The following is a 22,863-nucleotide window of genomic DNA, read 5'->3' as shown; positions in this document are numbered from 1 at the left end:
GCCGAGCGGTTCGGCCTGACTAGCGTCCCCACTGGGGACGACGACCGTCGCCGTACCCGGTGACGAAGGAGTCAGCCATGCAGTGGACCGAGAGACGCGGAACGAGCAGTCGGAGTGATGCACTCCCCGCGACGGCGAGAGGCCGACGGCCCTGGCGGAGATCGCTGGCCGCGGTCGCCGCGGCCTCATCGATGCTGACGGCCACGGTCTTCGCGCCGGCAGCACAGGCTGCCGATCAGTTCGGCAACGAGATCTCCTACTTGTACAACCACCTCTCGTGCGTCGGGCCCGACAACCAGTTCTTCTGGACCTACTCAGGCTGCTCCTACCCGCCCGGGTACTCGAAGCTCGACTCCCGCTCACTGAACGGCCGGTACCGCTCGACCTTCCAGGCGGACGGGAACTGGGTCGTCTACGACGGCGACAAAGCGATCTGGTCGAGTGGCACAGCCGGGCGCGGAGCGACGAACATCAAGTTCCAGGGCGACAACAACATCGTCATCTATCGCAACTCGACTCCGCTCTGGTCCTCCAACCCAGGCCGCAAGTGCGGAAACGAACAACGCAAGATTCTGACCATGCAGGACGACGGCAACCTGGTCTTCACGAGCGACACACCGGGAGACTTCACGAGTCCTCATCACTACACGATCATGTGGTCATCTCTTGGGGGGACGGCGTGCAGATGAGCACTGCGTCGGAGGCCACCAGGTGGATCCCGCGACGGGCAATGGGGCCGCGGGCGCGCCTGGGCGGGGATGTCGGGAGCGTCGCCTAGGGTGCTGGTGCACCGAGAGGATCCATCCTGAAGCGTCCGAACGTTCCCGTCTTCCAGCCCCGTCGCACCGTCCACGGGGCTCTCGGCGCGCTGTTCGGATTCGTGATCGTCAGCGTGCTGGCCGGGCTGCTCGCGACGATCGTCGTGGCGCCGGCGGTCGCGCTCACCGGGGCGGCCACCTCGGGCACGATCTCGGCGTTCCAGTCGCTGCCGAGCTACCTCGAGGTCGGCGAGCTGATGCAGAAAACGGACGTCTACGCGGGCGACCCCGAGGACCCGACGCTCCTCGCCTCCTTCTACGACCAGAACCGGATCGAGGTCGCCGCCGACCAGATCGCGGCGCCGGTCTTCGACGCCGTCGTCTCGAGCGAGGACCCGCGCTACTACGAGCACGGCGGCATCGACCTGCAGGGCACCCTGCGCGCCGTCGCGAGCACCTACCTCCTCGACGCGGTGCCGCAGGGCGGCTCGTCGATCACGCAGCAGTACGTCAAGAACGTGCTCGTGCAGAAGGCCGAGTCGATCAGCGACGAGACCGAGCGCGCCGCGGCCTACGCGGAGGCGACCGCGACCACTCCCGAGCGCAAGCTCAAGGAGATGCGTCTCGCGATCGGGGTGGAGAAGGAGTACTCGAAGGACGAGATCCTCCTCGGCTACCTCAACATCGCCCTCTTCGGCGGCACCGTCTACGGCATCGAGGCCGCGGCCGAGTACTACTACGGCATCGACGCGGCCGACCTCTCGGTCGGGCAGTCGGCCGCGCTTCTGGCGATCGTCAACAACCCGGAGAAGTTCCGCTTCGACCGCCCCGACGACCCCGACAACGGCGAGGCGAACGGCTACGCGCTGACCACGAGCCGGCGCGACTACATCCTCGACCGGATGCTCGAGTACGGGAAGATCGACGCCGCGACCCGCGACGCCGCGAAGGCCGCGCCGATCGAGCCGGTCATCACTCCCCCGTCGACCGGCTGCCAGACCGCGGGCAGCGCCGCCTACTTCTGCGACTACGTCTCGCACGTGCTGCGCAACGACCCGGCCCTCGGCGCCACCGCCGACGAGCGCTATGCGGCGCTCAAGCGCGGCGGGCTCAAGGTCTACACGACGATCGACCTCGCCATGCAGGACACCTCGGCGCAGGTCATGACCGACCAGGTGCCCGCGACCGACCCGCGCTTCGACGTCGGGGCCGCGGCCGTCGGCGTGGAGACCGGGACCGGGCGGATCCTGAGCATGGTGCAGAACAAGAAGTACAGCCAGGACCCGGAGCAGATCGCCTCGGCCGACGGCGCCGAGTACTCGGCGATCAACCTCTCGGTCGACGCGGCCTACGGGGGCGGCAACGGCTTCCAGCCGGGCTCCACCTACAAGGTCTTCACGCTGATGGAGTGGCTGCAGGACGGCCACACCCTTCTCGAGCAGTTCGACGCGAAGAACAAGAACTGGACCGGCTTCCAGGACAGCTGCGAGGGCCCGCAGGACTACGGGGTGTTCAATCCGAACAACAACGGCGGGCAGATCTTCCCCGCCTCGCTGAACGCACTGGAGTCCACGATCGACTCCATCAACACCGGCTTCATCGGCATGGCACACCTGCTCGACCTCTGCGACATCCGCAAGACCGCGGAGGCGTTCGGCGTGCATCGCGCGGACGCGACCCCGCTGCTCGAATCCCCGGCGACGGTGCTCGGCACGAACGAGATCGCCCCGCTGACCATGGCGGTCGCCTACGCGGGCGTCGCGAACGACGGCCGGACCTGCAGCGCGGTGGCCATCGACTCGATCGTCGGGCCCGAGGGGCAGGACATCGAGGCGCCCGCCTCGACCTGCACGCAGTCGACGACGACGGCCGTCGCCCGCGCCACGCAGTACGCGCTGCTCGAGGTCACCTCGCAGGGCACCGGTCAGGCGGCGAGCCCCGGCGACGGCATCGAGCACATCACCAAGACCGGCACCACCGACGGCGCGGCCGACGGCTGGACGCTCGGCGCCTCCTCCGAGGTCGCGCTCGCGGTCTGGGTCGGCAGCATCTCGGCGCTGAACGACGCCGGCAAGCGGATGGCGCTCGACTCGATCGACTTCGACAGCGGCTCGGCGATCCTCGCGCGGCACCGGATCTGGAACCCGGTGATGACCGCCTTCGACCGCGAGTACGGCGGCTCCGCCTTCGCGAAGCCCGACCAGTCGCTGGTGAAGGCGCCGATGGTGACTATCCCGGACGTGACCGGGAAGAGCGTCGACGCGGCCGTCAGCGCGCTCAAGGCCGCGGGGTTCGTGGTCGGCGGGATGAGCCAGGTCGACTCGTCGGTGCCCGAGGGCCAGGTCGCCGGGACGGATCCCTCGGCGGGGACCTCGGTGATCCGCGGCACGGAGATCGGCGTGCGGATCAGCACCGGCTCGACCGCGACGAGCCCGCCGCAGCCGTCGGTCTGAGCCCCAGCGCGTTCCGCCGTCAGTGGTGGAAGCGGTGCACGACCGCGTGGCCCCTGCCGCGGCCGATCAGCCAGCGGTTGACCGGGGTGGTGACCACGAAGGCCAGGACGAGCGAGCCGGCGAGGGAGCCCCAGAAGAGGCCCGTCGCGAGACCCGCGTCCATCGCGCCGGGGATCGCCAGCATCGTCGTGTTGTCGATGACCTCCATCACCGCGATCGAGACGGTGTCCGCCGCGAGGGCGATGCCGACGGCGGCGCGCCAGGAGACCCCCGCGCGGAGCACGCCGCGCATCGTCAGGGCGTAGCCGAAGGCGAAGGCGAGCAGGATCGAGAGCACGACGGTGCCGAGGGTGTGCAGCCCGAGTGCGGTGCCGAGCACCATGCCGAGGACCTCACCGATGGCGCAGCCGGTGAGGCAGTGCAGGGTGGCCGTCGCGGCGGTCCGCCAGGACGTCGTGGCGGAGGACGTGTGCGTGCTGTGGTCGTGCGCGGCGTCGGTCATCGGTGCTCCCTCGTGGTCGGTCACCGTGGTGCAACATACCCCCGGGGGGTATATTCCCGAGGCGAGCGATTCCGTGCGACCGAGCGGGTCAGAGCTGGACGGCGGCCGCCGGCAGGAGGCCGAACTCGACCAGCTCGGCGTCGGTGAGGAGGCGGCTGCGGATCATGAAGCGCTTGCCCTCGGGCGCCTCGACGCTGAAGCCGCTCCCCCGGCCGTCGACCAGGTCGACGGTGAGGTGGGTGTGCTTCCAGTACTCGAACTGCGTCCGCGACATGTAGAACTCGATCGGCTCGAGGCCGTCCACGTGCAGCGTCTCGACGAGCACGTCGGACGCCCCCGTGCGGAACATCCCGACCGGGAAGCACATCGGCGAGCTGCCGTCGCAGCACCCGCCGGACTGGTGGAACATCAGCGGGCCGTGCAGCTCGCTCATCCTCCGCAGCATGCCGGCTGCCGCCTCGGTCACGTCGACTCGCGTGCTGTCCATGGGCGGTGTCCTCTCGGTGGTGCGGTGTCTGGCGGGGTGGGTCTCGATACGCCCGCTGCGCGGGCTACTCGACCAGCATGGAAGGGCCCGCAACCGCGGGAAGCGCGACGCGGATCCTGGGTGCGAAGCGGAGCGAGGAGGCCGAGCTCCCGCACCTGCTGGTCACGTGGGTCTCGATACGCCCGCTGCGCGGGCTACTCGACCAGCATGAGGTGGGCCCCCTGCCGCCGCCGCACGGTGAGGGGCGGCAGCAGGGAAGAGCGCGGAGCGGGAATCCGCGTGGCAGCGGATTTCCGTAGCGCGACGGTCCTCGCTCCACTCAGCGCGACCACCTCGGCGAGCCGACTGCGGCGGTGATGACGAGCGGAGCGAGGAATCGCCGCACGACAACTCAAAAAAAGCCCATGGGCCCTTCCGCGTAGCTGACGAGGAGGTTCTTCGTCTGCTGGTAGTGGTCGAGCATCATCTTGTGGTTCTCGCGGCCGATGCCGGACTGCTTGTAGCCGCCGAAGGCCGCGTGCGCGGGGTACTGGTGGTAGGTGTTGGACCAGACGCGGCCGGCCTCGATGGCGCGGCCGGCGCGGTAGAGCTGGGCGCCGTTGCGGCTCCAGACTCCGGCGCCGAGGCCGTAGAGGGTGTCGTTGGCGATGGCGATGCCGTCGTCGAAGTCCTCGAACGAGGTGAGGGCGAGGACGGGGCCGAAGATCTCCTCCTGGAAGATGCGCATGGAGTTGCGCCCCTCGAAGACCGTCGGGTTGACGTAGTAGCCGCCGCTGAGCTCGCCGCCCAGGTCGGCGCGGTCACCGCCGATGAGCAGCTTCGCGCCCTCCTGCTTGCCGATGTCCATGTAGGAGAGGATCTTCTCCAGCTGGTCGTTGGAGGCCTGGGCGCCGATCATCGTCGAGACGTCGAGCGGGTTGCCCTGCTTGATCCGGCCGACGCGGTCGAGTCCGTCGCCGACGAAGTCGTCGTAGATGGACTTCTGCACGAGGGCGCGGGAGGGGCAGGTGCAGACCTCGCCCTGGTTGAGGGCGAAGAACGAGAAGCCCTCGAGCGCCTTGTCGTAGAAGGAGTCGCGCTCGGCGGCCACGTCGGCGAAGAACACGTTGGGGCTCTTGCCGCCGAGCTCGAGCGTGACCGGGATGAGGTTCTCGCTCGCGTACTGCATGATCAGGCGGCCTGTGGTCGTCTCGCCGGTGAAGGCGATCTTGCGGATCCGCGGGTGCGAGGCGAGCGGGGCGCCGGCCTCGATGCCGAAGCCGTTGACGATGTTGAGGACGCCGGCGGGCAGCAGGTCGTGGATCAGGTCCATCAGGACGTGGATCGAGGCGGGGGTCTGCTCGGCCGGCTTGAGGACGATGCAGTTGCCGGCGGCGAGCGCCGGAGCGAGCTTCCACACGGCCATCAGGATCGGGAAGTTCCAGGGGATGATCTGGCCGACCACGCCGAGCGGCTCGTGGAAGTGGTACGCGATGGTGTCGTGGTCGATCTCGGAGACGCCGCCCTCCTGGGCGCGCAGGGCGCCGGCGAAGTAGCGGAAGTGGTCGATCGCGAGGGGGATGTCGGCGGCGAGGGTCTCGCGCACCGGCTTGCCGTTCTCCCAGGTCTCGGCGACCGCGAGCAGCTCGAGGTTCGCCTCCATCCGGTCGGCGATGCGCAGCAGGACGTTCGCGCGCTCGGCGGGGCTGGTCTTGCCCCAGCTCGGGAACGCCTTCCAGCCGGCCTCGACCGCGCGGTCGATGTCCTCGGCGGTGCCGCGGGCGATCTCGCAGAAGGGCTTCCCGGTGATCGGGGTGATGTTCTCGAAGTACTGGCCCTTCGCGGGGGCGACGTACTCGCCTCCGATGAAGTGGTCGTACCGGGAGCGGAACGAGGCGACGGATCCCTCCGTGCCCGGGTTGGCGTAGACCGTGGACTCCGGTTCCTTCGGTGCCTGGTCGGCTACCGGGTCGGCGTACAGCGTCATGTGGACCTCCATCGACGTCGTTGTCGGGTGAGTGCGGGGTGTCGCGCTCGATCCGACCGTACGTCGCGGGAGGTTGCACACCGTTGCACGGCCGCGCGGCGACGGAGGCGACGGCCGGACACGGGTCAGCGCTGCTCGGCCTCGAGCTCCTCCAGGTGCGCGACGATGCCGGCGCGGCGGGGCGAGCGGCGCGGCAGGATCCGCAGCAGCTCGGCCCAGACCTCCGCGTCGTCGTGGCCGTCGGGCCCGTGCGCGTAGGCGAGCAGCGTCTCGGCGGCAGCGCTGGTGAGCACGGTGGCGCGGACGCGGGCGCGCAGCTCGTCGGCGATCGCGCGGATGCCGGGGGCCTCGGAGCCGGGCAGCGGGGCGCCGGCGTAGGCGTCGAGGGCGAGCCGGTGCGCGCCGCGATCGAGCAGGCCGACCACCTGGCGCGCGTCGAGGTCGACCGGACTGGCGAGGCGGTACGGGCGCGAGAGCGGCACCAGCCTCGGGAGGCGCGGCTCGAGGATCCGGCGCAGGCGCACCATCTCGGCGCGCACGGTGACCACCGCGTCCTCCCGCCCGTAGAGCAGCTGGGCGAGCGCCTCGGCGGACAGCCCCGCGCGGTGCCAGGCGAGGAGGGTGAGGATCTCGGCGTGCCGGGTGGAGAGCTCGAGCTCGACGCCGTCGGCGCTGACGACGCCGGTCTCGCGGCCGAGGACGCGCAGGCTCGGCGCGCGGGCCGCCGCGGGCCGGGGTGGCGAGCGGCGGGGTTGCGCGCGGCGCGGGCGCTGCAGTCGCTGCACCATCAGCTGGCTCTCGACGGCCGCCGCGGTCGCCTCCATCAGCGGAAGGGTCTGCGGGGCGACGACCTCGGCGCCGCCGGTGATGTCGATCACACCGAGGATCTCGTGGGTCTCGGGGTCGTGGATCGGCACCGCGGTGCAGCTCCAGGGGTGGACGAGGGAGGCGAAGTGCTCGGCGCCGTGGATCTGCACGCCGTGATCGAGGACGAGGGCGGTGCCGGGAGCGGAGGTGCCGACGTCGGGCTCGGCCCAGGCCGCGCCCTCGACGAAGAGCATCCGCTCGGCGGAGCTCTTCAGCGCCTGGTCGCCGTCGATCCAGAGCAGCCGACCCAGGGCGTCGCCGACCGCGACGAGCACGCCGCTGTCCTCGTCGGCGTCGCGGACGAGGAGGCGCCGGATGACGGGCAGCACCGAGGCGAGCGGGTGGCCCATCCGGTAGTCGCGCAGCTCGTCGCTCGAGAAGGACAGCGGCGCGGTGAGGCGCTCGGGGTCGAGGCGGTGGCGGCGCGCCCGCTCCCAGGACGCCTCGACCAGCGGGCGGCGGCGACCGCTGCCGGGCAGGGCGAGCCAGGGGTTGGTCATCGGATCCGCCCCCTCGTCGTCGATCGGTGAGGCGCTCAGGCGCCGCGGCAGGGCAGAGGCTACTCCGCGAGGCTCGACGGCGCCTCAGGCGCGACGACCTCGGACCTCCTGCGGCGCGCACTCCCCCGGCGCGCACTCCCTTGGCGCGCGGGCAGAGCCAGGAGCAGCACGGCGAGCACCAGGACGGCGATGCCGGCGACCGCGTCGGGTGTCAGCCGCTCGCCGAGCAGGGCGACGCCGAGGAGGGTCGCCGTCGCGGGCTCGACGAGGGTGAGCGTCGAGACCGTGGCGGCGGGCAGGAGGCGCAAGCCCCGCGCGAAGAAGGTGTAGGCGACCGCGACGGTCACCACGCCGAGCCAGAGCACGGCGGGGAGGGAGCCGGCGAGGCGTCCGGGGTCGCCCGCGAGCAGGACCGGCAGTGCGAGCAGCGCGGCGGTGCCGAACTGGGCGCCCATCGCGGCGGCCGGAGTGAAGCCGCGCTCGAGCAGCAGCTTGCCGCAGACGGCGTAGAGCGCGTAGGCGGCGCCGGCTCCGGCCGAGCCCGCGAGACCGAGCACGGAGACTCCGCCCGCGGCGCCACCGGTCAGCAGGCCGGCGAGCAGCACGACGCCGACCGCGGCGAGCGCCGTCGAGACGAACCAGCGCGGGCTCGGGGCGGAGCGCAGCAGGAGCCACTCGAGCAGTCCGGTGAAGGCGGGGGCGGAGCCGAGCGCGACGATCGTGCCGACCGCGACGCCGTTCTCGGCGGTGCCGGTGAAGAAGGCGGGCTGGTACGCGGCGACGCCGGCCGCACCGAGGAGGACGAGCAGCACCGTCGAGACGCGCGGCCTCCGGGCGGCGCGGCGGGGAGCGCGCGCCGTCTCGACGCCGAGCAGGGCGGCCAGCAGCGCCCCGCCGAGCACGATCCGGGCGGCGCCGAGCAGCAGCGGATCGACGCCCTCGGCGCCGAGCGACTGCGCAGTGCCGGTGGTGCCGAAGCAGACCGCGGCGAGGAGGATCGCGGCGACCGCGGACCCGCGAGACCCCATCTCCGCCCCGTCCCGCGGCCGGGCGGCGCGCGGGCTCCAGTCTGGCAGCGGCGGACCTTCCGCCGTTCAGGTTCCGGGCCCAGGATGGCGGTACGGTCGAAGCGAAGGCGGGTGGAGCATGGGCATCGCGGAACCGTTCGACGTGGAGAGCTACCGTCGCAGCGCGCACGGCAGCCTCCGCGACCACTTCTCGATCCGCGAGTTCGAGGAGGCGCCGCTGGATCGCGAGGCGATCGTCGCGTCCGCCTACCTCCGCGCTCTCGAGCACGCGGCCGTCGTGCGGGTGCTGCCGCTCGCGCGGGCGCACCCCGATCCGCGGGTGCGGTCGTTCGCGACGACCTGGGCCGCCGAGCGGCACCGGATCGCCGATGCGCTCGGCGAGGTGCTGGCGGCCTCGCCGCGGATCCGCGGCGTCGAGACCGGCCCGGCCGAGCCCGTGGTCCGGAGCCGGATGCTGCGCGACCGCTCGTCCCGGCTGCTCGCAGGGCCCATCGCCCTCGCGCTGGCGGTCGACGCGCAGATCGCCCTGCACGCCTACCGCCGCCTCGCGCGGCTGTCGCTGCACCCCGAGATGGAGCGCCTCGCCGAGACCGTCGCCGCGATCCTCGAGCGGCACGCCGACTTCTTCGGCGAGCTCGCCGGAGACGCGATCGGCCGGCCGCTGCGCCGCCGGATCGTCGCCGCCGCCGTGCTCGCCTCCGTGCGGCTGCCGATCGGCGAGGCGGCGCTGCCCGACGAGCTGGCCCGCGAGGGACGCGAGCTGGTCTTCGGTCGCGACGACGGCGGGCTCGACGGGATCGACGCGGGCGTCGTCGCGCTCTACGCGCTGCCCTGCACGGCGGCCCGGCGGCTGCTGCGGCCGCACCGCACGCTGCCGCTGCGCGCGGCGGTGCAGGCGGGGCGCGTCGGCGCCGACGTGGTCGCGGGGGTGCGGGAGCTGCGGTCGCTGGTCGCGGACTGAGCCGGCGGCGACCCCGAGAGCCGCCCTGTTCGAGGACGCCTTCCGCGCTACGCGGATTCCCGCTGGACGAGGCTCACGGGCAGGATCCGCTGCCGGTCGACCTCGCGTCCCTGCAGGACGGCGACGACGGTCTCGGCGGCGATGCGGCCCATCTCCGCGAGGGGCTGGCGGATCGTCGTGATCGGCGGGTCCGTCGTGGTCGCGATGACGACGTCGTCGAAGCCCACGACCGAGACGTCCGTCGGCACGCGTCGTCCGGCGGCGCGGAGGACGTGGATCGCGCCGTGCGCCATCAGGTCGGAGGAGGCGAAGATCCCGTCGAGATCGGGGTAGCGCTGCAGGAGGCGCACCATCGCGGTCACGCCGCTCTCGACCGTGAACGCACCGTGCGCGAGGGGCGTGTAGTCGATGCCCAGGTGCTCCAGTTCGTCGCGCCAGCCGCGCAGCCGCTCACGGGCGGGCTTCATGTCATGGGGGCCCGCGATGATGCCGAGTCGCCGACGGCCGGACTCGGCCAGCACTCGTGCGGCGAGCCTCCCTCCCCCGTAGTTGTCCGCATCGATCACGAGGGCGTCGTCCGCGAGGGCGACCCGCGGTCGTCCCACCCAGGCGATCGGCGCGGGAGAGTCCGCCAGCTCCTGGGTCACCTGGGTCATCTCGTTCTGCAGGATCACGACGGCCCCGTCGACCGCGCGCGTGCGGAGGAGCCGGGCGACCCGGCCCCTGTCGTCGTAGTCCGCGGGCAGCAGGACCGGCTGGATTCCCTGCGCGTGCAGGCTCGCCGCGGCACCCTTCAGGACCGCCGTGAGGATCGTCCCGGGCAGGCGGTCGAGATCCTCGAAGGCGACGATGAGCGCGATCGAGCCCGCGCGTCCCCCGCGCAGCATGCGGGCGGCGCCGTTCGCCTCGTAGCCCAGCTGCTTCGCGGCGCGCTCCACGGCGGCGGTCATGCCGGCGTCGACGTTGGTCCGGCCCGCGAGCACGCGCGCGGCGGTCGCGCGGGACACCCCCGCGATGCGCGCGACGTCCACCAGTGTCGGTTCAGCCATCGCCTGTCCTTCTGTCGAGGAGGAGCGACCGCCACGGCGTCGCGGGAGCGCCACGAGTCACCGTCCCGTGCTCCGAAGACACAGGATGTCAGAGTTCGGTCCGCGCACTGCCGGCTGAGATCGGGGGCTTGCGGGCGCAGCAGGACGGTCCGCCTGATGCCGGAGTCCCGAGCCGCCGAAACACCCGTGTCACCTGCCTGGGGTACGGTGACCGCCGGGGTTCGCGAGGAGACGCATGCACAGGGCAGGACGGCTGGCACGGCGCCTCGGCGTCGGCGCCCTCGCCGCGCTCGTGCTGGTGGTCGGCGCCGGGATCCCGGTCTACGTGCTGCCCGCGATCGATCCGGTGCCGGAGCACGCCGACGCGGTCCTCGTCCTCGGGCCGCCCACCCGCGCGCGCACCGAGCTCGGCCGCGACCTCGTCGAGGCGGGAGTGGCCGACACCCTGGTGATCTCGGTCTGGGCCTCGGATCTGGCCGCGGCTCCGGGCGAGAACGACGTGGTGGCCTGCGACGAGCCGGACATGGACGTGATCTGCTTCACCGCCGAGCCCGGGACCACCCAGGGCGAGGCGCGCGCCCTGGCCGCCGATGCGCGGGCGGACCACTGGGACAGCGTCGTCGTCATCACGCAGACCCCGCACATCGCCCGGGCGCGCCTGCTGCTCGGCCGCTGCTTCGACGGCGAGCTGTCGATGGTGTCCTCCGGCGAGCCGTACACGCTCGGCGACTGGGCCTACGAGTACGTCTACCAGACCGGGGCGTTCGTGAAGGCGCTCGCGGACCCGGCCTGCTGACCGGACCCGCGCCGACCCGGGCCGCTCAGCCGAGCAGCTCGCGCACGTCCTCCGCGGTGATGCCGCCGGTCGCCGCCGCGCCGTCGTCGGACATCACGGCCGCGAACAGGGCGGCCTTCGCCTCCTTGAGCGCCATCACCTTCTCCTCGATGGTGTCCTTCGCGACGAGCCGGTAGACCATCACCGAGCGGGTCTGGCCGATGCGGTGGGCGCGGTCGACGGCCTGCGACTCCGTCGCCGGGTTCCACCACGGGTCGAGCAGGATGCAGTAGTCGGCCTCGGTGAGGTTGAGGCCGAAGCCGCCCGCCTTCAGCGAGATGAGGAAGACGCCCGCCTCGCCGGAGCGGAAGCGGTCGATCACCTCGTCGCGCTTCTTGGTGGCGCCGTCGAGGTAGGCGTACTCGACGCCGGCCGCGTCGAGCCGGCCGCGCACCCGGCCGAGGAAGCGGGTGAACTGGCTGAAGACCAGCACCCGGTGCCCCTCGGCGAGCGCGTCGGCGAGGAGCTCGTCGAGCAGGTCGAGCTTGGTCGACGGCACCGTGGCGTGCGCCTCGTCGACCAGGGCCGCGTCGAGCGCGACCTGGCGGAGCACGGTGAGGGCGCGGAAGATCGCGAAGCGGTTCTTCTCGAAGTCGCCGATCAGGCCGAGCACCCGCTGCCGCTCGCGGGCGAGGTAGGTGTCGTAGACCTTGCGCTGGCGGGTGCCGAGCTCGACCTCGATGGTCTGCTCCTGCTTGGGCGGCAGCTCCGTCGCGACGAGCTCCTTGGTGCGGCGGAGCATCAGCGGGCGGATGCGGCGGCGCAGCTGGCTGAGGCGCTCGGTGTCGGCGTCGCGCTCGATCGGCTTCTGGTAGTACTCGGCGAAGCCGGCCGGCGAGGGGAAGAGGCCCGGAGCGACGATCGAGAGCAGCGACCAGAGCTCCATCACGTTGTTCTCCATCGGCGTGCCCGTGATGGCGAGCTTGAACGGCACGTCGAGGCGCCGGGCGAGCTGGTGGGTGGCCGACTGGCGGTTCTTGACGAACTGCGCCTCGTCGAGCAGGAAGCCGGACCACTGGATCCCGGCGTAGGACTCGTAGTCGAGGCGGAAGAGGGCGTAGGAGGTGACGACCAGCTCGGCCTCGCCGATCATCGTCGACAGTGCCTTGCGCTTCTTCTTCGAGGTCTCGTCGATGCCGACCACGCGCAGGTCGGGGGCGAAGCGCTTGGCCTCGCCGACCCAGTTGGGCACGACGCTCGTCGGGGCGACGACGAGGAACGGGCGGGGCGAGGTGCCGGCGCTCGCGGCGGCCGCGCGCTGCTCCTGCATCACCCGGGTGACCAGCGCGAGCGACTGCACGGTCTTGCCGAGGCCCATGTCGTCGGCGAGGACGCCGCCGAGCTGGTTGTCGTAGAGGAAGGAGAGCCAGTCGTAGCCGAGCTGCTGGTACGGCCGCAGCTCGACGGCGAAGCCCTCGGGCAGGGCGCGGGACTCGAGGGCGCCGGTCGCGGTGAAGCCGGAGAGGCCCTCGACCGAGCGGCGCCAGGCGGCGGCCTGCGCCTCGACGACGCCGAGCTCGACCAGCTCGTCCCAGAGCGAGGACTGGAAGCGGCTGATCCGGAGCGTCTCGCTCGGGTCGTCGGAGAGCTCGCGCGCCTCGGCGATCAGCTCGCGGAGGCGGCCGAAGCGCTCGTCGTCGAGCGCGAAGTAGACGCCGCTCGGCAGCACCATGTACTCGTCGCCACGGGCCAGGGCGAGGAAGATCTCGGCGAGCGGGACCGCCTCGTCGTTGACCGTGACCGAGATCTCGAGGTTGAACCAGTCGCGGCTGTCCGGCTGGGCGACCGTCTGCACGGCGACGACCGGCGCGGTCTCCGCCTCGCGGTACTCGACGCGCTGGCCGATCTCCTCGATCTCGACGGTGCCGAGCTCGCGCAGGCGCTCGACCTCGCCGGTGAGGAAGCCGACGGTCTGCATGCCGCGCAGGTCGAAGGTGGGGCGGAGGCGGCGGCTCGACGGCGAGACCAGGGCGGGCGTCGACTCCGGGTCGATGCCGGCGCCGCCGAGCGAGTCGAGGATCCGCTGCTCGGCCTCGGCGTCGCGGTAGCCGGACTCGTCGTCCAGGCGCAGCGGGAGGCGCTCGGCCTCGGTGCCGCGGCCGCCCTCGATGCCGTAGCGCCACCACCAGGAGCCACGGAGTCCCGCGCCCTCGGTGTGCTCGAGGGTGAGGCCGAGCCGCGGCTCGGGGACGGGCGGCGCCTCGAAGGAGCCGTCGCGCGAGACGATGTCGAAGAGGCGGTGCAGGCGCTGGTAGTGCTCGGTGAGGAACGCCGACTCCTCCTGCTCCGGGATGCGGATCGGCTCGTTGCTCCAGAGGAAGGTCCGGGCGGAGGAGACCAGCGGCGCCGCGAACGGCACGAGCGTGACGGCCTTGCCGCGCAGCTCGTCGCCCTCGTCCCAGGTGTAGAGCCCGACGGCGGGGTCGCCGATGAAGCCGAAGTGCTCGGGCGCCGGGTGGTCGCCGATCGCGACGAGCGAGCGCAGCTCGAGGCCGGCCGGGGTGCGGGTGACGTCGATGGACGCCGTGGCGGTGGTGTCCAGGATCTTCAGCGGGGTCTGGTCGCGGTCGCCCATGACCAGGCCGATGCCGGCGCGGACGGCGCCGTGCAGGGCCGCCCAGATCGCCTCGCTCCGGCACTGGTCGAGGTAGAGCCAGGTGTCGGGCGAGTAGTAGCTGGAGGCGCTGTGCCCGGAGAGCAGGCCCTGCATCTCGCGGACGACGTCGATCTGGCGCTCGTCGTAGTCGTGGCTGTAGTGCAGGTAGCCGAGGTCGCGCCAGCTGGTGCCGGTGCGGACCCAGCGGTCGCGGTCGCCCATCCGCACCGGGCGGACGCCGAGGCGCGGGCGCGGCTCGGGCGGCGGACGGTAGCTGTTGTAGCGGCCGGGCGGGCGGCGCACGGGCTCGCCGGGGAGGAGCTCGAACTGGAGGCCGAGCGGGATGCCGGAGTGCGAGCGCTCGGCGCCGGCGAGCAGCGGCGCGAGGGCGCTGCGCCACTCCGGGACCGCGTCGACGGCGGCCTCGCCGGGGAACGGGCCGCTCAGGGCGCCCTCGCGCTCGCGGCGCAGCGCCTCGATCAGGACGGCGGCGACGTGCTTGCACTCGTGCTTGACCGGGCAGCTGCAGGCGCCGCCGAGGAGGATCGAGTGGTCGCCCTCGTCGCGCAGCTGCACGCTCACGGCGTAGGGCGAGCGGCCGGAGCCGCGGACCTGGCCGAAGAGCCGGGTGCGCCCGCCGAACCACTGCAGCTCTGCGACGCGGCCCTCGTCGGCGTAGGCGACGCCCTTGTCGAGGGCGGCGGTGCCGACGAGTCCCCGGATGTCCTGCTCGCTGAAGGGTTCGCGGCCCTCGGCCCCGGGCGCGGCCGACGGGGGCAGCACCTCTTCGGGGGGACTCTGGCGGGCCATGGACCTCACGCTCTCCGCGCACCGACCGGAGCGCATCCGTCCATTCAACCCGATTCCGGAGGCGCCGGGAGCCGCGGGGCGGGATCCGCGCCCTCCGCGCCCGCTCCTACGATGGACGCATGCCCCGCCTGTCGATCGTCTCGGCGCACACCTCGCCCCTCGAGCAGCCCTCGACCGGCGACGCCGGCGGGATGAACGTGTACCTCGCCGGGGTGCTGCCCGAGCTCGCGGCGCTCGGCTGGGAGGTCACCGTGCTCACCCGCGGCGAGGGCGTGCGGCGGCTCGCGCCGGGGGTCTCGGTGGTCGGCGTGCCGGTCGAGGCGGCGGACAAGTACGCGCTGGCCGCCTCCGCGCCGGCGTTCGCCGAGGCCGCCGTGGGTGCGGACGTCGTGCACTCGCACTACTGGGTGTCGGGGCTGGCGGGGGCGCTGACCGGCGCTCCGCACGTGCACTCGATGCACTCGAACTCGCTGGCGAAGAACGTGCGGCTGGTGCCGGGCGACGTGCGGGAGCCGGAGGAGCGGATCCGCGCCGAGCGCTCGGTGCTGGGCTCGGCGGACGCGGTGGTGGTCGCGGGGGCGTCGGAGCGGTCGGACGTCGTGGACGGCTACAGGGTGGATCCGGCGCGCGTGCTGGTCGTGCCGCCGGGGGTCGATGCCCAGTTCTCGCCGGGGGCCGGCGAGCGCGCGCGGGAGATCGTGCTGCTCGGCCGGGTGCAGCCGCTGAAGGGGCAGCTGCTGGCGGTGCAGGCGCTGGCGCGCATCCCGGTCGGCGAGCGGCCGCTGCTGCGGCTGGCGGGCGGGCCGGCGCCGGGACGCGAGGGGTACCTGGAGGAGGTGCGCGCGGCGGCGCAGGAGCTCGGCGTGGACGAGTGGGTGCGCTTCGAGGGCGTGGCAGACCGGGAGACGGCGGCGGCGCTGCTGCGCGGGGCGCGGCTCGCGCTGGTGCCGTCGGCGGCGGAGACGTTCGGGCTGATCGCGCTCGAGGCGGCGGCGAGTGCGACGCCGGTGCTCGCGCGGCGGACGACCGGGCTGGTCGACGCGGTGCGCGACGGCGAGAGCGGCGTGCTCATCGACTCCGGCGACCCGGCGGTGTGGGCGGCGGAGATCCGCCGGCTGCTCGCCGACGACGCCGAGCGCGCGCGTCTCGGCCGCGGCGGCGTGCAGTGGGCGGTGGCCCACACCTGGGCGGCCGCGGCGGCGCGCCTGGACGCGCTCTACCGCGGGCTGCTGCGAACACGCTGACGCCGACACGCGGATCGAGCAGCCCTCGCAGAGGGCGTATCGAGATCCACCGTCGTCCGGTGCGCGGGTCTCGATACGCCGCGATGCGGCTACTCGACCACCATAGGGGCGCCGCTGCGCGGCTCCTCCGCAGGCGGTCAGTCGGCGATGGCCGGGGTGCCCGGGTCGAAGTGGGCGCCGCGGGTGGAGCGGTACCAGGGGGCGAGGCGGTCGGGCGAGACGGCGACCATGGCGGCGCCGGTGAAGCCGGCATCGTTGCCGAAGCGGGCGGAGACGATCTCGGTGCCGAGGTCGAGGAAGCGGGCGAACTCGTCGAAGACGTGCGCGGCCGCTCCGCCGATCACGAACAGCTGCGGTGAGAGCAGCATCTCGAGGTGCCGGTAGTAGACGTTGAGGCGGCCCGCCCACTCCTCGAGGGTGATGCCCTCGCGGCGGACGGCGGAGAAGCCGACGCGCGGCTCGAAGTCGGGGCCGTCGATGTGCACGTGGCCGAGCTCGGAGTTGGGGATGACCTCGCCCTCGTAGACGAGGGCGGTGCCGATCCCGGTGCCGAGGGTGGTGAGCAGGCAGAGGCCCTCGCGGTCGCGCATCGCGCCGAACTCGCGCTCGGCGACCCCTGCGGCGTCCGCGTCGTTGACGACGACGACGTCGACACCGGTCGCCTCGGACAGCAGGGCCTGCGCGTCGATCCCGACCCAGCGCTGCGAGACGTGGGTGGTCTGCCGCACGATGCCGCCGCGGACGATGCCGGGGAAGCCGACGCCGACGGGCGTGCCGGCGATCGGCGAGACGTCGCGGACGATGCCGGCGATGGCCGCGGCGAAGTCCTCGGGCTCCTTGCCGACGGGGTTCGCGACGGCGAAGCGGCGGGCGGCGCGCTCGCCGGTGGTCACGTCGACGAGGGAGGCCTTGATCGAGGTGCCGCCGATGTCGACGCCGACGGCGAAGCGCGGGAGGAGGCCGTCCTGGGGCTGGGTCACGGATGCTCCGTCTGGGAAGTGGTGGCGAGGGCTGACCTCGGGCTCGCGGGAACGCGCACGGCTCGCCGGATCACAGGATCCCGACGAGCATTGGACGAGTCTACGAGCCGGAGGTCCGAGCGGGCTCGGAGGTGGCGTCGAGGCCGTCCAGGAGGTAGGCGATCACCGGCTCGTAGAGGTGCACAGCGAGGCCGTCGTCGATCGGGACGACCACCTCGATCGAGCCCTGCGCCTCGGCGACGAAGACGGCGGGGTCGTTGCAGTCGGCGATCGCGATCGTCGGGAGGCCGCGCCGCCCGGAGGCGCCCGCCCAGCCGTGGTCGGCGACGACGAGGTCGGGGCGGATGCCGAGCGCCTCGAGCTCGTCGAGGAGGGCGTTCATCGGCTCGGCCGAGTGGGTGTGCTGGAGGCTGCCGCCGCGGTAGGCGCAGGTGACGCCGCCCGTGCACCAGAGCCGCTGGTGCTCGTCGGCCAAGCTGACCCGGATGCCGTCGGGGCGGGCGAACGGGAGGGCGTTCACGTCGATCACGCGGGCGCCCGCCGCCGTCGCGGCCGCGGCGAGCCGGCGGTAGACGTCCAGCAGGGTCGCGGGGTGCGCGGTGGCGAAGAGGATCAGCGCGCCCTCGCGGACGGCGCGGGCGAAGCGGTCGCGATAGGCGTCGAGCGCGGCGACGGTGAGCGCGGCGTCGATCCGGTCCTGGCCGTGCTCGAACGCGGGGTCGGTGCTGATGCCGACACGCTCCCCCATCAGGGCGAGCAGGCTCTCGACGTCCCAGTGCTCGGCGACGTCGACGCCGTAGAGGTGGGCCGGCTCGCGGGCGGCCAGGCGGCGGAGGTTGCCGAGGTTGCTCGCACGGCCGGTGAGGACGGCGCCGGTGAGGAGCGACTCGTCGAGGATCGCGGCGAGCGCGGCGGCGGACAGCGGCATGCGGAGGGGCCTTCCGGTGGGGGTCCCTCGAGCGTAGTTCGAAACTCGTGCTTGACGAGTGACAGTCGCCGATATATCGTTGCTACATCGCCGACAAATCGTGAGCACTCGCTCCGACGGGCGAGACGGATTTCGAGAGGAATCCCCTGACACGAGAAGAGACACCATGAACACCAGGAACTCCTTCCACGACCACAGCGACCGCTTCGACCGCTCGCACGGCGACCACGACCACGGCCACGGCGGCCACGACCAGCCCGGCCGCCGCGAGCGCCGCGGACCCGGCGGACACGGCCGCGGCTTCGGTCCCGGCTTCGGCTTCGGCCCGGGCTTCGGCGGCTTCGGCCCCGGCTTCGGCGGCGGCGGAGGACGGGCCCGACGCGGCGACGTCCGCGCCGCCCTGCTCTCCCTCCTCGCCGAGAAGTCCTCGAACGGCTACGGCCTGATCAAGGCGATCGCCGAGAAGACCAACGGCTCGTGGCGCCCCAGCCCCGGCTCGGTCTACCCCACGCTCCAGCAGCTCGTCGATGAGGGCCTCATCACGGCCGTCGGCGAGGGCCGCGGCACCGAGTACCAGCTCACCGACGCGGGCGGCACCTACGTGCGCGAGCACGCCGACGAGCTCACCGCCGCCTGGGAGGCCACTCCCGGCGCGAGCGACGCGGACCGCGAGTTCGTCGACAACATCGGCAAGCTGATGGGCGTCGTCCAGCAGTTCCGCGGAGCCTCGGAGGCGCAGCGCGCCGCCGCCTCCGCGAAGCTCGACGAGACCCGCCGCGCGCTGTACCTGATCCTCGCGGACTGACGAGGCTCGGCCGCCGGATGCCGGTCGAGCGGCCCTGCCTCATGCTGGTCGAGCAGCCCCGCCTCATGGTGGTCGAGTAGCCCCGCAGGGGCGTATCGAGACCCGGCGCTGTCAGGAGGGTGGGTCTGCAGACCGACCTCCGAACGGTGGTGGATCTCGATACGCCCGCGGAGCGGGCTACTCGATCAGCATGAACGGGGCGCGGTCCTGCGGTGGCGGCGATCATGCCGGCCGAGCAGGCCCGCCTCATGGTGGTCGAGTAGCCCCGCAGGGGCGTATCGAGACCCGGCGTTGGCAGCAGGGCGGGTCTGCAGACTCGACTTCTAGCGGTGGTGGATCTCGATACGCCCGCTGCGCGGGCTACTCGATCGACATGGAGGCGATCAGCAGGCGTGACGACGGACGCCCCTCGCGCACTCGCGCGGGGGCGTTCGGCGTGTCAGCGGTAGGAGGCCGCCAGGCGGGCGAGGCCCTCGTCGAGGGTGACCGCGGGCGTCCACTGGAGGTCGGCGCGGGTCGCGCGCTGGTCGAACCAGTGCGCGGTCGAGAGCTGCTCGGCGAGGAAGCGGGTCATCGGCGGCTCGTCCTCGCCCGGGCGCACCGCCCAGACGCGCTCGACGAGCGAGCCGGCGGCGCGCGCGACGCCCGCGGGCACCGACCAGCTCGGCGGCCGCACGCCGGCGGCGCGGCAGATCCCGGCGAGCAGCTCGGCCACCGGCCGCGGCTCGCCGTTGGTGACCACGTACGCGCGGCCGTGCACCGCCTCCGCCCGGCCGAGGGCGGCGACGATCGCCGAGGCGGCGTTGTCGATGTAGGTGGAGTCGATGAGCGCCTGGCCGTCGCCGAGCAGCGGCAGCCGTCCGGTGCGGGCGCGCTCGACGATCCGCGCCACGAGCTGCGTGTCCCCCGGCCCCCAGACCAGGTGCGGACGCACCGCGACCACGGCGAAGCCCGGCGCATCCGCGGCCAGCGCGAGCAGCTCGGCCCGCGCCTTCGTGCGGGCGTAGTCGCCGCGGGCGCGCTCGGGATCGGCGGGCTCGGCGCCCTCGCCGATGATCGAGGCGCCGGAGTGCGCGACCGACGGCGACGACACCTGGACGAAGCTCCGGACGCCTGCGCGAGCGGCGGCCGCCAGCAGATCCCTGGTTCCGTCGACGTTCACCCGGACGAAGTCGGCCGGATCGCCCGCGAGCGAGACCTTCGCCGCGAGGTGCACCACGCCCTCGCAGCCCTCGACCGCGGCCTCGACGGCGCCCGCGTCGGCCAGCGAGCCGCGGACGTCCTCGGCCCCGCTCACTCCCGACGGACGGCGCTGGAACGTGCGGACCTCGTGTCCCGCCGCGACGAGCCCCGCCGCGACGGCGCCGCCGAGCAGCCCGCTCGCCCCGGTGACGAGGACCCTCACGGCGCGACCATCCGGCCGCCGGCGAGGATCGACTCCGCCCAGCGCGCGAGCGCGGCCCGGTCGATCTTGGAGTTGTGCCGGATGTCGGTGGGCAGTGCCGGCACGACGAGCACGGCCGCGACCGGTGCGCCGACGGCCGCACGGACCCTGGCGGCGAGCTCCTCGGACGCGAGCTGCGTGCGGCGGGCACCCTCGTGCCGCTCGACGACCGCGACCAGCTGCGCGACTCCGCGGGGCCCGACGCCGACGATCGCGGCGCGGGAGACCGCGGCGACGCGCGCCTCGATCCGCTGCTCCGGCCCGACAGGCGTGACGACGCCCTCGGCGGTGACGATCACGTGCGGCAGCCGGCCCTCGACCCACAGCCGGCCGTCGGCGTCGATCCGGCCGACGTCGCCGGTGCGGTGCCAGCGCTCGCCCGGGACGGCGCCGCGGCGCGCGGCGCGGTCGGTGAGCCAGAGCCGCTCGTAGTGGTCCTCGACGTGGCCGGCGGAGACGACGATCTCGCCGGTGACGCTGACGAGCTCCGTCGGTTCGGGAGCCGCCTGTCCGTCGTCGTCGAGCGGCGCGATGCGGAGGCGGACGCCCGCGGCGGGAACGCCGACGCAGACTCCCCCGCGCGGATCGTCGTCCGCGGCGGCCGCGCGGATGCCCTCGAGCGACGCGTCGGTCAGCAGCAGGCCCTCCGTCATCCCGTAGGGCGTGCGGGCCGAGGCGTTCGGCATCAGCGCCTGCGCCTGCGCCAGCAGGCCCTCGGCGACGGGCGCGCCGGCCGAGAGGAAGGTGCGGACGCCGGCGAGCGCGCGGTGGTCGTCGGCGTCGAGGTCGCCCGCGGTGGCGACCACGTTGGCGAGCGCGGCGGGCGAGAGGAAGAGGACGGTGGCGTCGACGCGGGCCGCCGCCGCCGCCACGGCCCGCGCGGTGAGCGTGCGCGGGGAGGTGACGTCCATGTCCGGCGTCGCGGAGCGGGTGCCGAGTGCCGGGCCGAGCAGGGCGAACGGCGCGAAGCCGGCGACGAGTCCGGTCCCCGGTCCGATGCCGTACTGCCGGGCGAGGGCGTCGCGGACCCCGGCGAGCTGGCGGTGCGTGTAGACGACGCCCTTCGCGGGTCCGGTCGATCCGGAGGTGAAGAGGATCGCGGCGGTCGCGTCGGCCGCGGGCGCCTCGCCGAGCGCGTCGGCGGAGGCTTCGAGCTCCGCCCGCCCGAGCTCGATCAGCTGCCCGAGCGAGGTGTCGACGCCGAGCGCGCGGGCGGACGCGCGCGGCAGGGTCTGCGTCGAGACGCGGCCGCCCGGCCAGCCGAGCGCGCGGGCGACGGCGAGCCCCGGCAGCGCCCCGACGACGAGATCCGGCCAGGCACCGCGGACCGCGCGGGTCAGCCCGCGGAGGCCCAGGCCCGCGTCGGCGACGACCACGACGGCGCCGATCCGCAGGCAGGCGTAGAGCAGGGCGGTGAGGTCGGCGCCGGGCGGCACGAGCAGCGAGACGCGGTCGCCCGGGGCGACACCCGAGGCGCGGAGCCCCGCGGCCAGCTCGCGGACCCGCTGCGAGAGCAGCCGCCAGGACACGGAGCGCGGGCCGCCTCCCCCGGGCGGCGCCATCTCGACCAGCGCGAGCGAGTCGTCCTCGACGCGCTCGTCCAGGTGCCGCCAGAGCGGCTCGATCGGCACGGTCGGGCGCTGCACGTCGGGGGCCTGGACGCCGGCGGTGACGTCGCCGAGCCAGGTGAGCACCGCGGCGGAGTAGTCGACGTCCTCCGCGAGCAGGTGGCCGGTGCCCTCGAAGCGGTGCACCTGCGCGTGCGGGAGGCGGTCGACGAGGTCGTCGAGGTAGCGGTCCGAGAAGATCGGGTCCAGCGGGCCCCAGAGCAGCAGCGCCGGGGTCTCCAGCGCGCGGACGCCCGCGACGATCCGCTCCAGCTCGGCGTGGCTCGGGTGCGCGGGGCCGACCGGGATGTCGGCGACGAACCCGCCGACCCCGCCCCGTCGCTCCGCCGAGCGGTAGGGCGCGCGGTAGCCGTCCTTGACCGCGGCCGGGATCGCCGGGTGCCCGAGGGCGAGCGTCGTCTCGAGGAACGCGGGCGTGCCGACGGTCGAGGCGCCGAGGACTCCGGAGGCGAGCGCGAGCCGCAGCGGCGCGGGGATCGGCGCGTCGGCCGGCTGGTGGATCGCGGTGTTGAGCAGCATCGTGCCGCGCAGCAGCTCGGGGTGGTCGACCGCCCAGCCGAGCGAGACGACTCCGCCCCAGTCGTGGCCGAGGGTGACGACGTCGGTCAGGCCGAGCACGTCGGTGAGGTTCGACAGCTCGCGCACGCGGTCGGCGAGGGCGTGCAGCTCGCCGGTGCGCTCGGAGAAGCCCATCTCGAGCTGGTCGACGGCGACGACGCGCCAGGCCGGCTCGCCGCGGCGGGCGGCCGCGACGGTGGCGGCGGCGAGGGCGCGCCAGAGGTAGGACCAGGTCGGGTTGCCGTGCACGCAGAGGATCGTTCCGAGCGGCTCGACACCGCCCAGCGCCTCCTGCGTGTCGAGCAGGTGCCAGCGGCGCGGGACGCCGTGCGCGTCGGGCGCGTCGACGAGGCGCGACCAGGACGGATCGAGGCCGTCCAGTCCCGCCGGCGGCAGCTCCGCCGCCGAGGTCGAGCCGAGTGCGCGGCGGATCCTGGCGGCCGGGTGCCGGCCGGCGGCGGCGC

Annotated in this window: 17 protein-coding genes; 6 read left to right on the top strand and 11 right to left on the bottom strand. The window is 73.5% G+C overall.

The annotated features are described in order from the left end of the window. Nucleotides 1–77: 77 nt before the first annotated feature. Nucleotides 78–689, top strand: a complete 612-nt coding sequence (locus MT351_RS03620) for a hypothetical protein (RefSeq protein WP_243581282.1) — start codon at nucleotides 78–80, stop codon at nucleotides 687–689. Nucleotides 690–880: 191 nt separating this feature from the next. Beyond that, nucleotides 881–3,211: a penicillin-binding protein gene (locus MT351_RS03615; protein ID WP_243581281.1), complete on the top strand. Its 2,331-nt coding sequence runs from the start codon at nucleotides 881–883 to the stop codon at nucleotides 3,209–3,211. Between the two features lie 19 nt (nucleotides 3,212–3,230). Here MT351_RS03615 and MT351_RS03610 read toward each other — a convergent pair whose 3' ends face one another. From MT351_RS03610 to MT351_RS03590, 5 genes are all read right to left on the bottom strand, one after another. Beyond that, nucleotides 3,231–3,713, bottom strand: coding sequence for a DUF4396 domain-containing protein (locus tag MT351_RS03610; RefSeq protein ID WP_123736756.1), 483 nt, complete (start codon nucleotides 3,711–3,713; stop codon nucleotides 3,231–3,233). An 88-nt stretch (nucleotides 3,714–3,801) separates the two neighbouring features. Then, nucleotides 3,802–4,200, bottom strand: coding sequence for a DUF779 domain-containing protein (locus MT351_RS03605; protein ID WP_132437506.1), 399 nt, complete (start codon nucleotides 4,198–4,200; stop codon nucleotides 3,802–3,804). Between the two features lie 391 nt (nucleotides 4,201–4,591). Beyond that, the gene (locus MT351_RS03600; RefSeq protein ID WP_243581280.1) at nucleotides 4,592–6,166 is read right to left on the bottom strand and encodes an aldehyde dehydrogenase family protein; all 1,575 of its coding nucleotides are present in this window, start codon (nucleotides 6,164–6,166) and stop codon (nucleotides 4,592–4,594) included. 125 nt (nucleotides 6,167–6,291) lie between these two features. Then, entirely contained in the window at nucleotides 6,292–7,533 is a 1,242-nt protein-coding gene (locus MT351_RS03595) for a GAF domain-containing protein (protein ID WP_132437505.1), read from the bottom strand. A 59-nt stretch (nucleotides 7,534–7,592) separates the two neighbouring features. After that, nucleotides 7,593–8,561 carry a DMT family transporter gene (locus MT351_RS03590; protein ID WP_243581279.1) on the bottom strand — a complete coding sequence of 323 codons (969 nt, stop codon included), beginning with the start codon at nucleotides 8,559–8,561 and terminating at the stop codon, nucleotides 7,593–7,595. A 118-nt stretch (nucleotides 8,562–8,679) separates the two neighbouring features. Between MT351_RS03590 and MT351_RS03585 the strand changes: the two genes are divergently transcribed. Then, nucleotides 8,680–9,522: a ferritin-like domain-containing protein gene (locus MT351_RS03585; RefSeq protein ID WP_243581278.1), complete on the top strand. Its 843-nt coding sequence runs from the start codon at nucleotides 8,680–8,682 to the stop codon at nucleotides 9,520–9,522. 47 nt (nucleotides 9,523–9,569) lie between these two features. Here MT351_RS03585 and MT351_RS03580 read toward each other — a convergent pair whose 3' ends face one another. Next, complete coding sequence (locus MT351_RS03580; protein WP_243581277.1) at nucleotides 9,570–10,571, bottom strand: LacI family DNA-binding transcriptional regulator; 1,002 nt, start codon at nucleotides 10,569–10,571, stop codon at nucleotides 9,570–9,572. 235 nt (nucleotides 10,572–10,806) lie between these two features. On the opposite strand from MT351_RS03580, the gene MT351_RS03575 reads away from it, so the two are divergent. Then, nucleotides 10,807–11,367, top strand: a complete 561-nt coding sequence (locus tag MT351_RS03575; RefSeq protein ID WP_243581276.1) for a YdcF family protein — start codon at nucleotides 10,807–10,809, stop codon at nucleotides 11,365–11,367. Between the two features lie 25 nt (nucleotides 11,368–11,392). On the opposite strand, the gene MT351_RS03570 is transcribed toward MT351_RS03575, so the two are convergent. Then, the gene (locus tag MT351_RS03570) at nucleotides 11,393–14,812 is read right to left on the bottom strand and encodes a DEAD/DEAH box helicase (RefSeq protein WP_166649628.1); all 3,420 of its coding nucleotides are present in this window, start codon (nucleotides 14,810–14,812) and stop codon (nucleotides 11,393–11,395) included. Between the two features lie 119 nt (nucleotides 14,813–14,931). Here MT351_RS03570 and MT351_RS03565 point away from each other — a divergent pair, with 119 nt between their 5' ends. Further along, nucleotides 14,932–16,056 (top strand): glycosyltransferase, encoded by a 1,125-nt coding sequence (locus tag MT351_RS03565; RefSeq protein ID WP_243581275.1) that lies wholly within the window; start codon nucleotides 14,932–14,934, stop codon nucleotides 16,054–16,056. Nucleotides 16,057–16,193: 137 nt separating this feature from the next. On the opposite strand, the gene MT351_RS03560 is transcribed toward MT351_RS03565, so the two are convergent. Both MT351_RS03560 and MT351_RS03555 read right to left on the bottom strand, forming a co-directional pair. Then, entirely contained in the window at nucleotides 16,194–17,036 is an 843-nt protein-coding gene (locus MT351_RS03560) for an ROK family protein (RefSeq protein WP_123446641.1), read from the bottom strand. Between the two features lie 100 nt (nucleotides 17,037–17,136). Further along, the gene (locus MT351_RS03555) at nucleotides 17,137–17,964 is read right to left on the bottom strand and encodes a phosphatase (protein WP_132437499.1); all 828 of its coding nucleotides are present in this window, start codon (nucleotides 17,962–17,964) and stop codon (nucleotides 17,137–17,139) included. Nucleotides 17,965–18,130: 166 nt separating this feature from the next. On the opposite strand from MT351_RS03555, the gene MT351_RS03550 reads away from it, so the two are divergent. Beyond that, complete coding sequence (locus MT351_RS03550; RefSeq protein ID WP_243581274.1) at nucleotides 18,131–18,769, top strand: PadR family transcriptional regulator; 639 nt, start codon at nucleotides 18,131–18,133, stop codon at nucleotides 18,767–18,769. Between the two features lie 439 nt (nucleotides 18,770–19,208). Here the strand turns inward: MT351_RS03550 and MT351_RS03545 are convergent, their stop codons facing one another. Together MT351_RS03545 and MT351_RS03540 are read right to left on the bottom strand one after the other, a co-directional pair. Further along, nucleotides 19,209–20,174: an NAD(P)-dependent oxidoreductase gene (locus MT351_RS03545; RefSeq protein WP_243581273.1), complete on the bottom strand. Its 966-nt coding sequence runs from the start codon at nucleotides 20,172–20,174 to the stop codon at nucleotides 19,209–19,211. Continuing rightward, the gene (locus MT351_RS03540; protein ID WP_374204741.1) at nucleotides 20,171–22,831 is read right to left on the bottom strand and encodes an alpha/beta fold hydrolase; all 2,661 of its coding nucleotides are present in this window, start codon (nucleotides 22,829–22,831) and stop codon (nucleotides 20,171–20,173) included. Before MT351_RS03540 ends, MT351_RS03545 begins: the two co-directional genes overlap by 4 nt. Between the last annotated feature and the right edge of the window lie 32 nt (nucleotides 22,832–22,863).

Origin of the sequence: Rathayibacter sp. VKM Ac-2926 (assembly GCF_022815565.1) — a bacterium.
GTDB classification, from domain to species: domain Bacteria; phylum Actinomycetota; class Actinomycetes; order Actinomycetales; family Microbacteriaceae; genus Rathayibacter; species Rathayibacter festucae.
The sequence above is the reverse complement of the archived record's forward strand: the minus strand, read 5'-3'. Positions and strand labels throughout refer to the sequence as shown.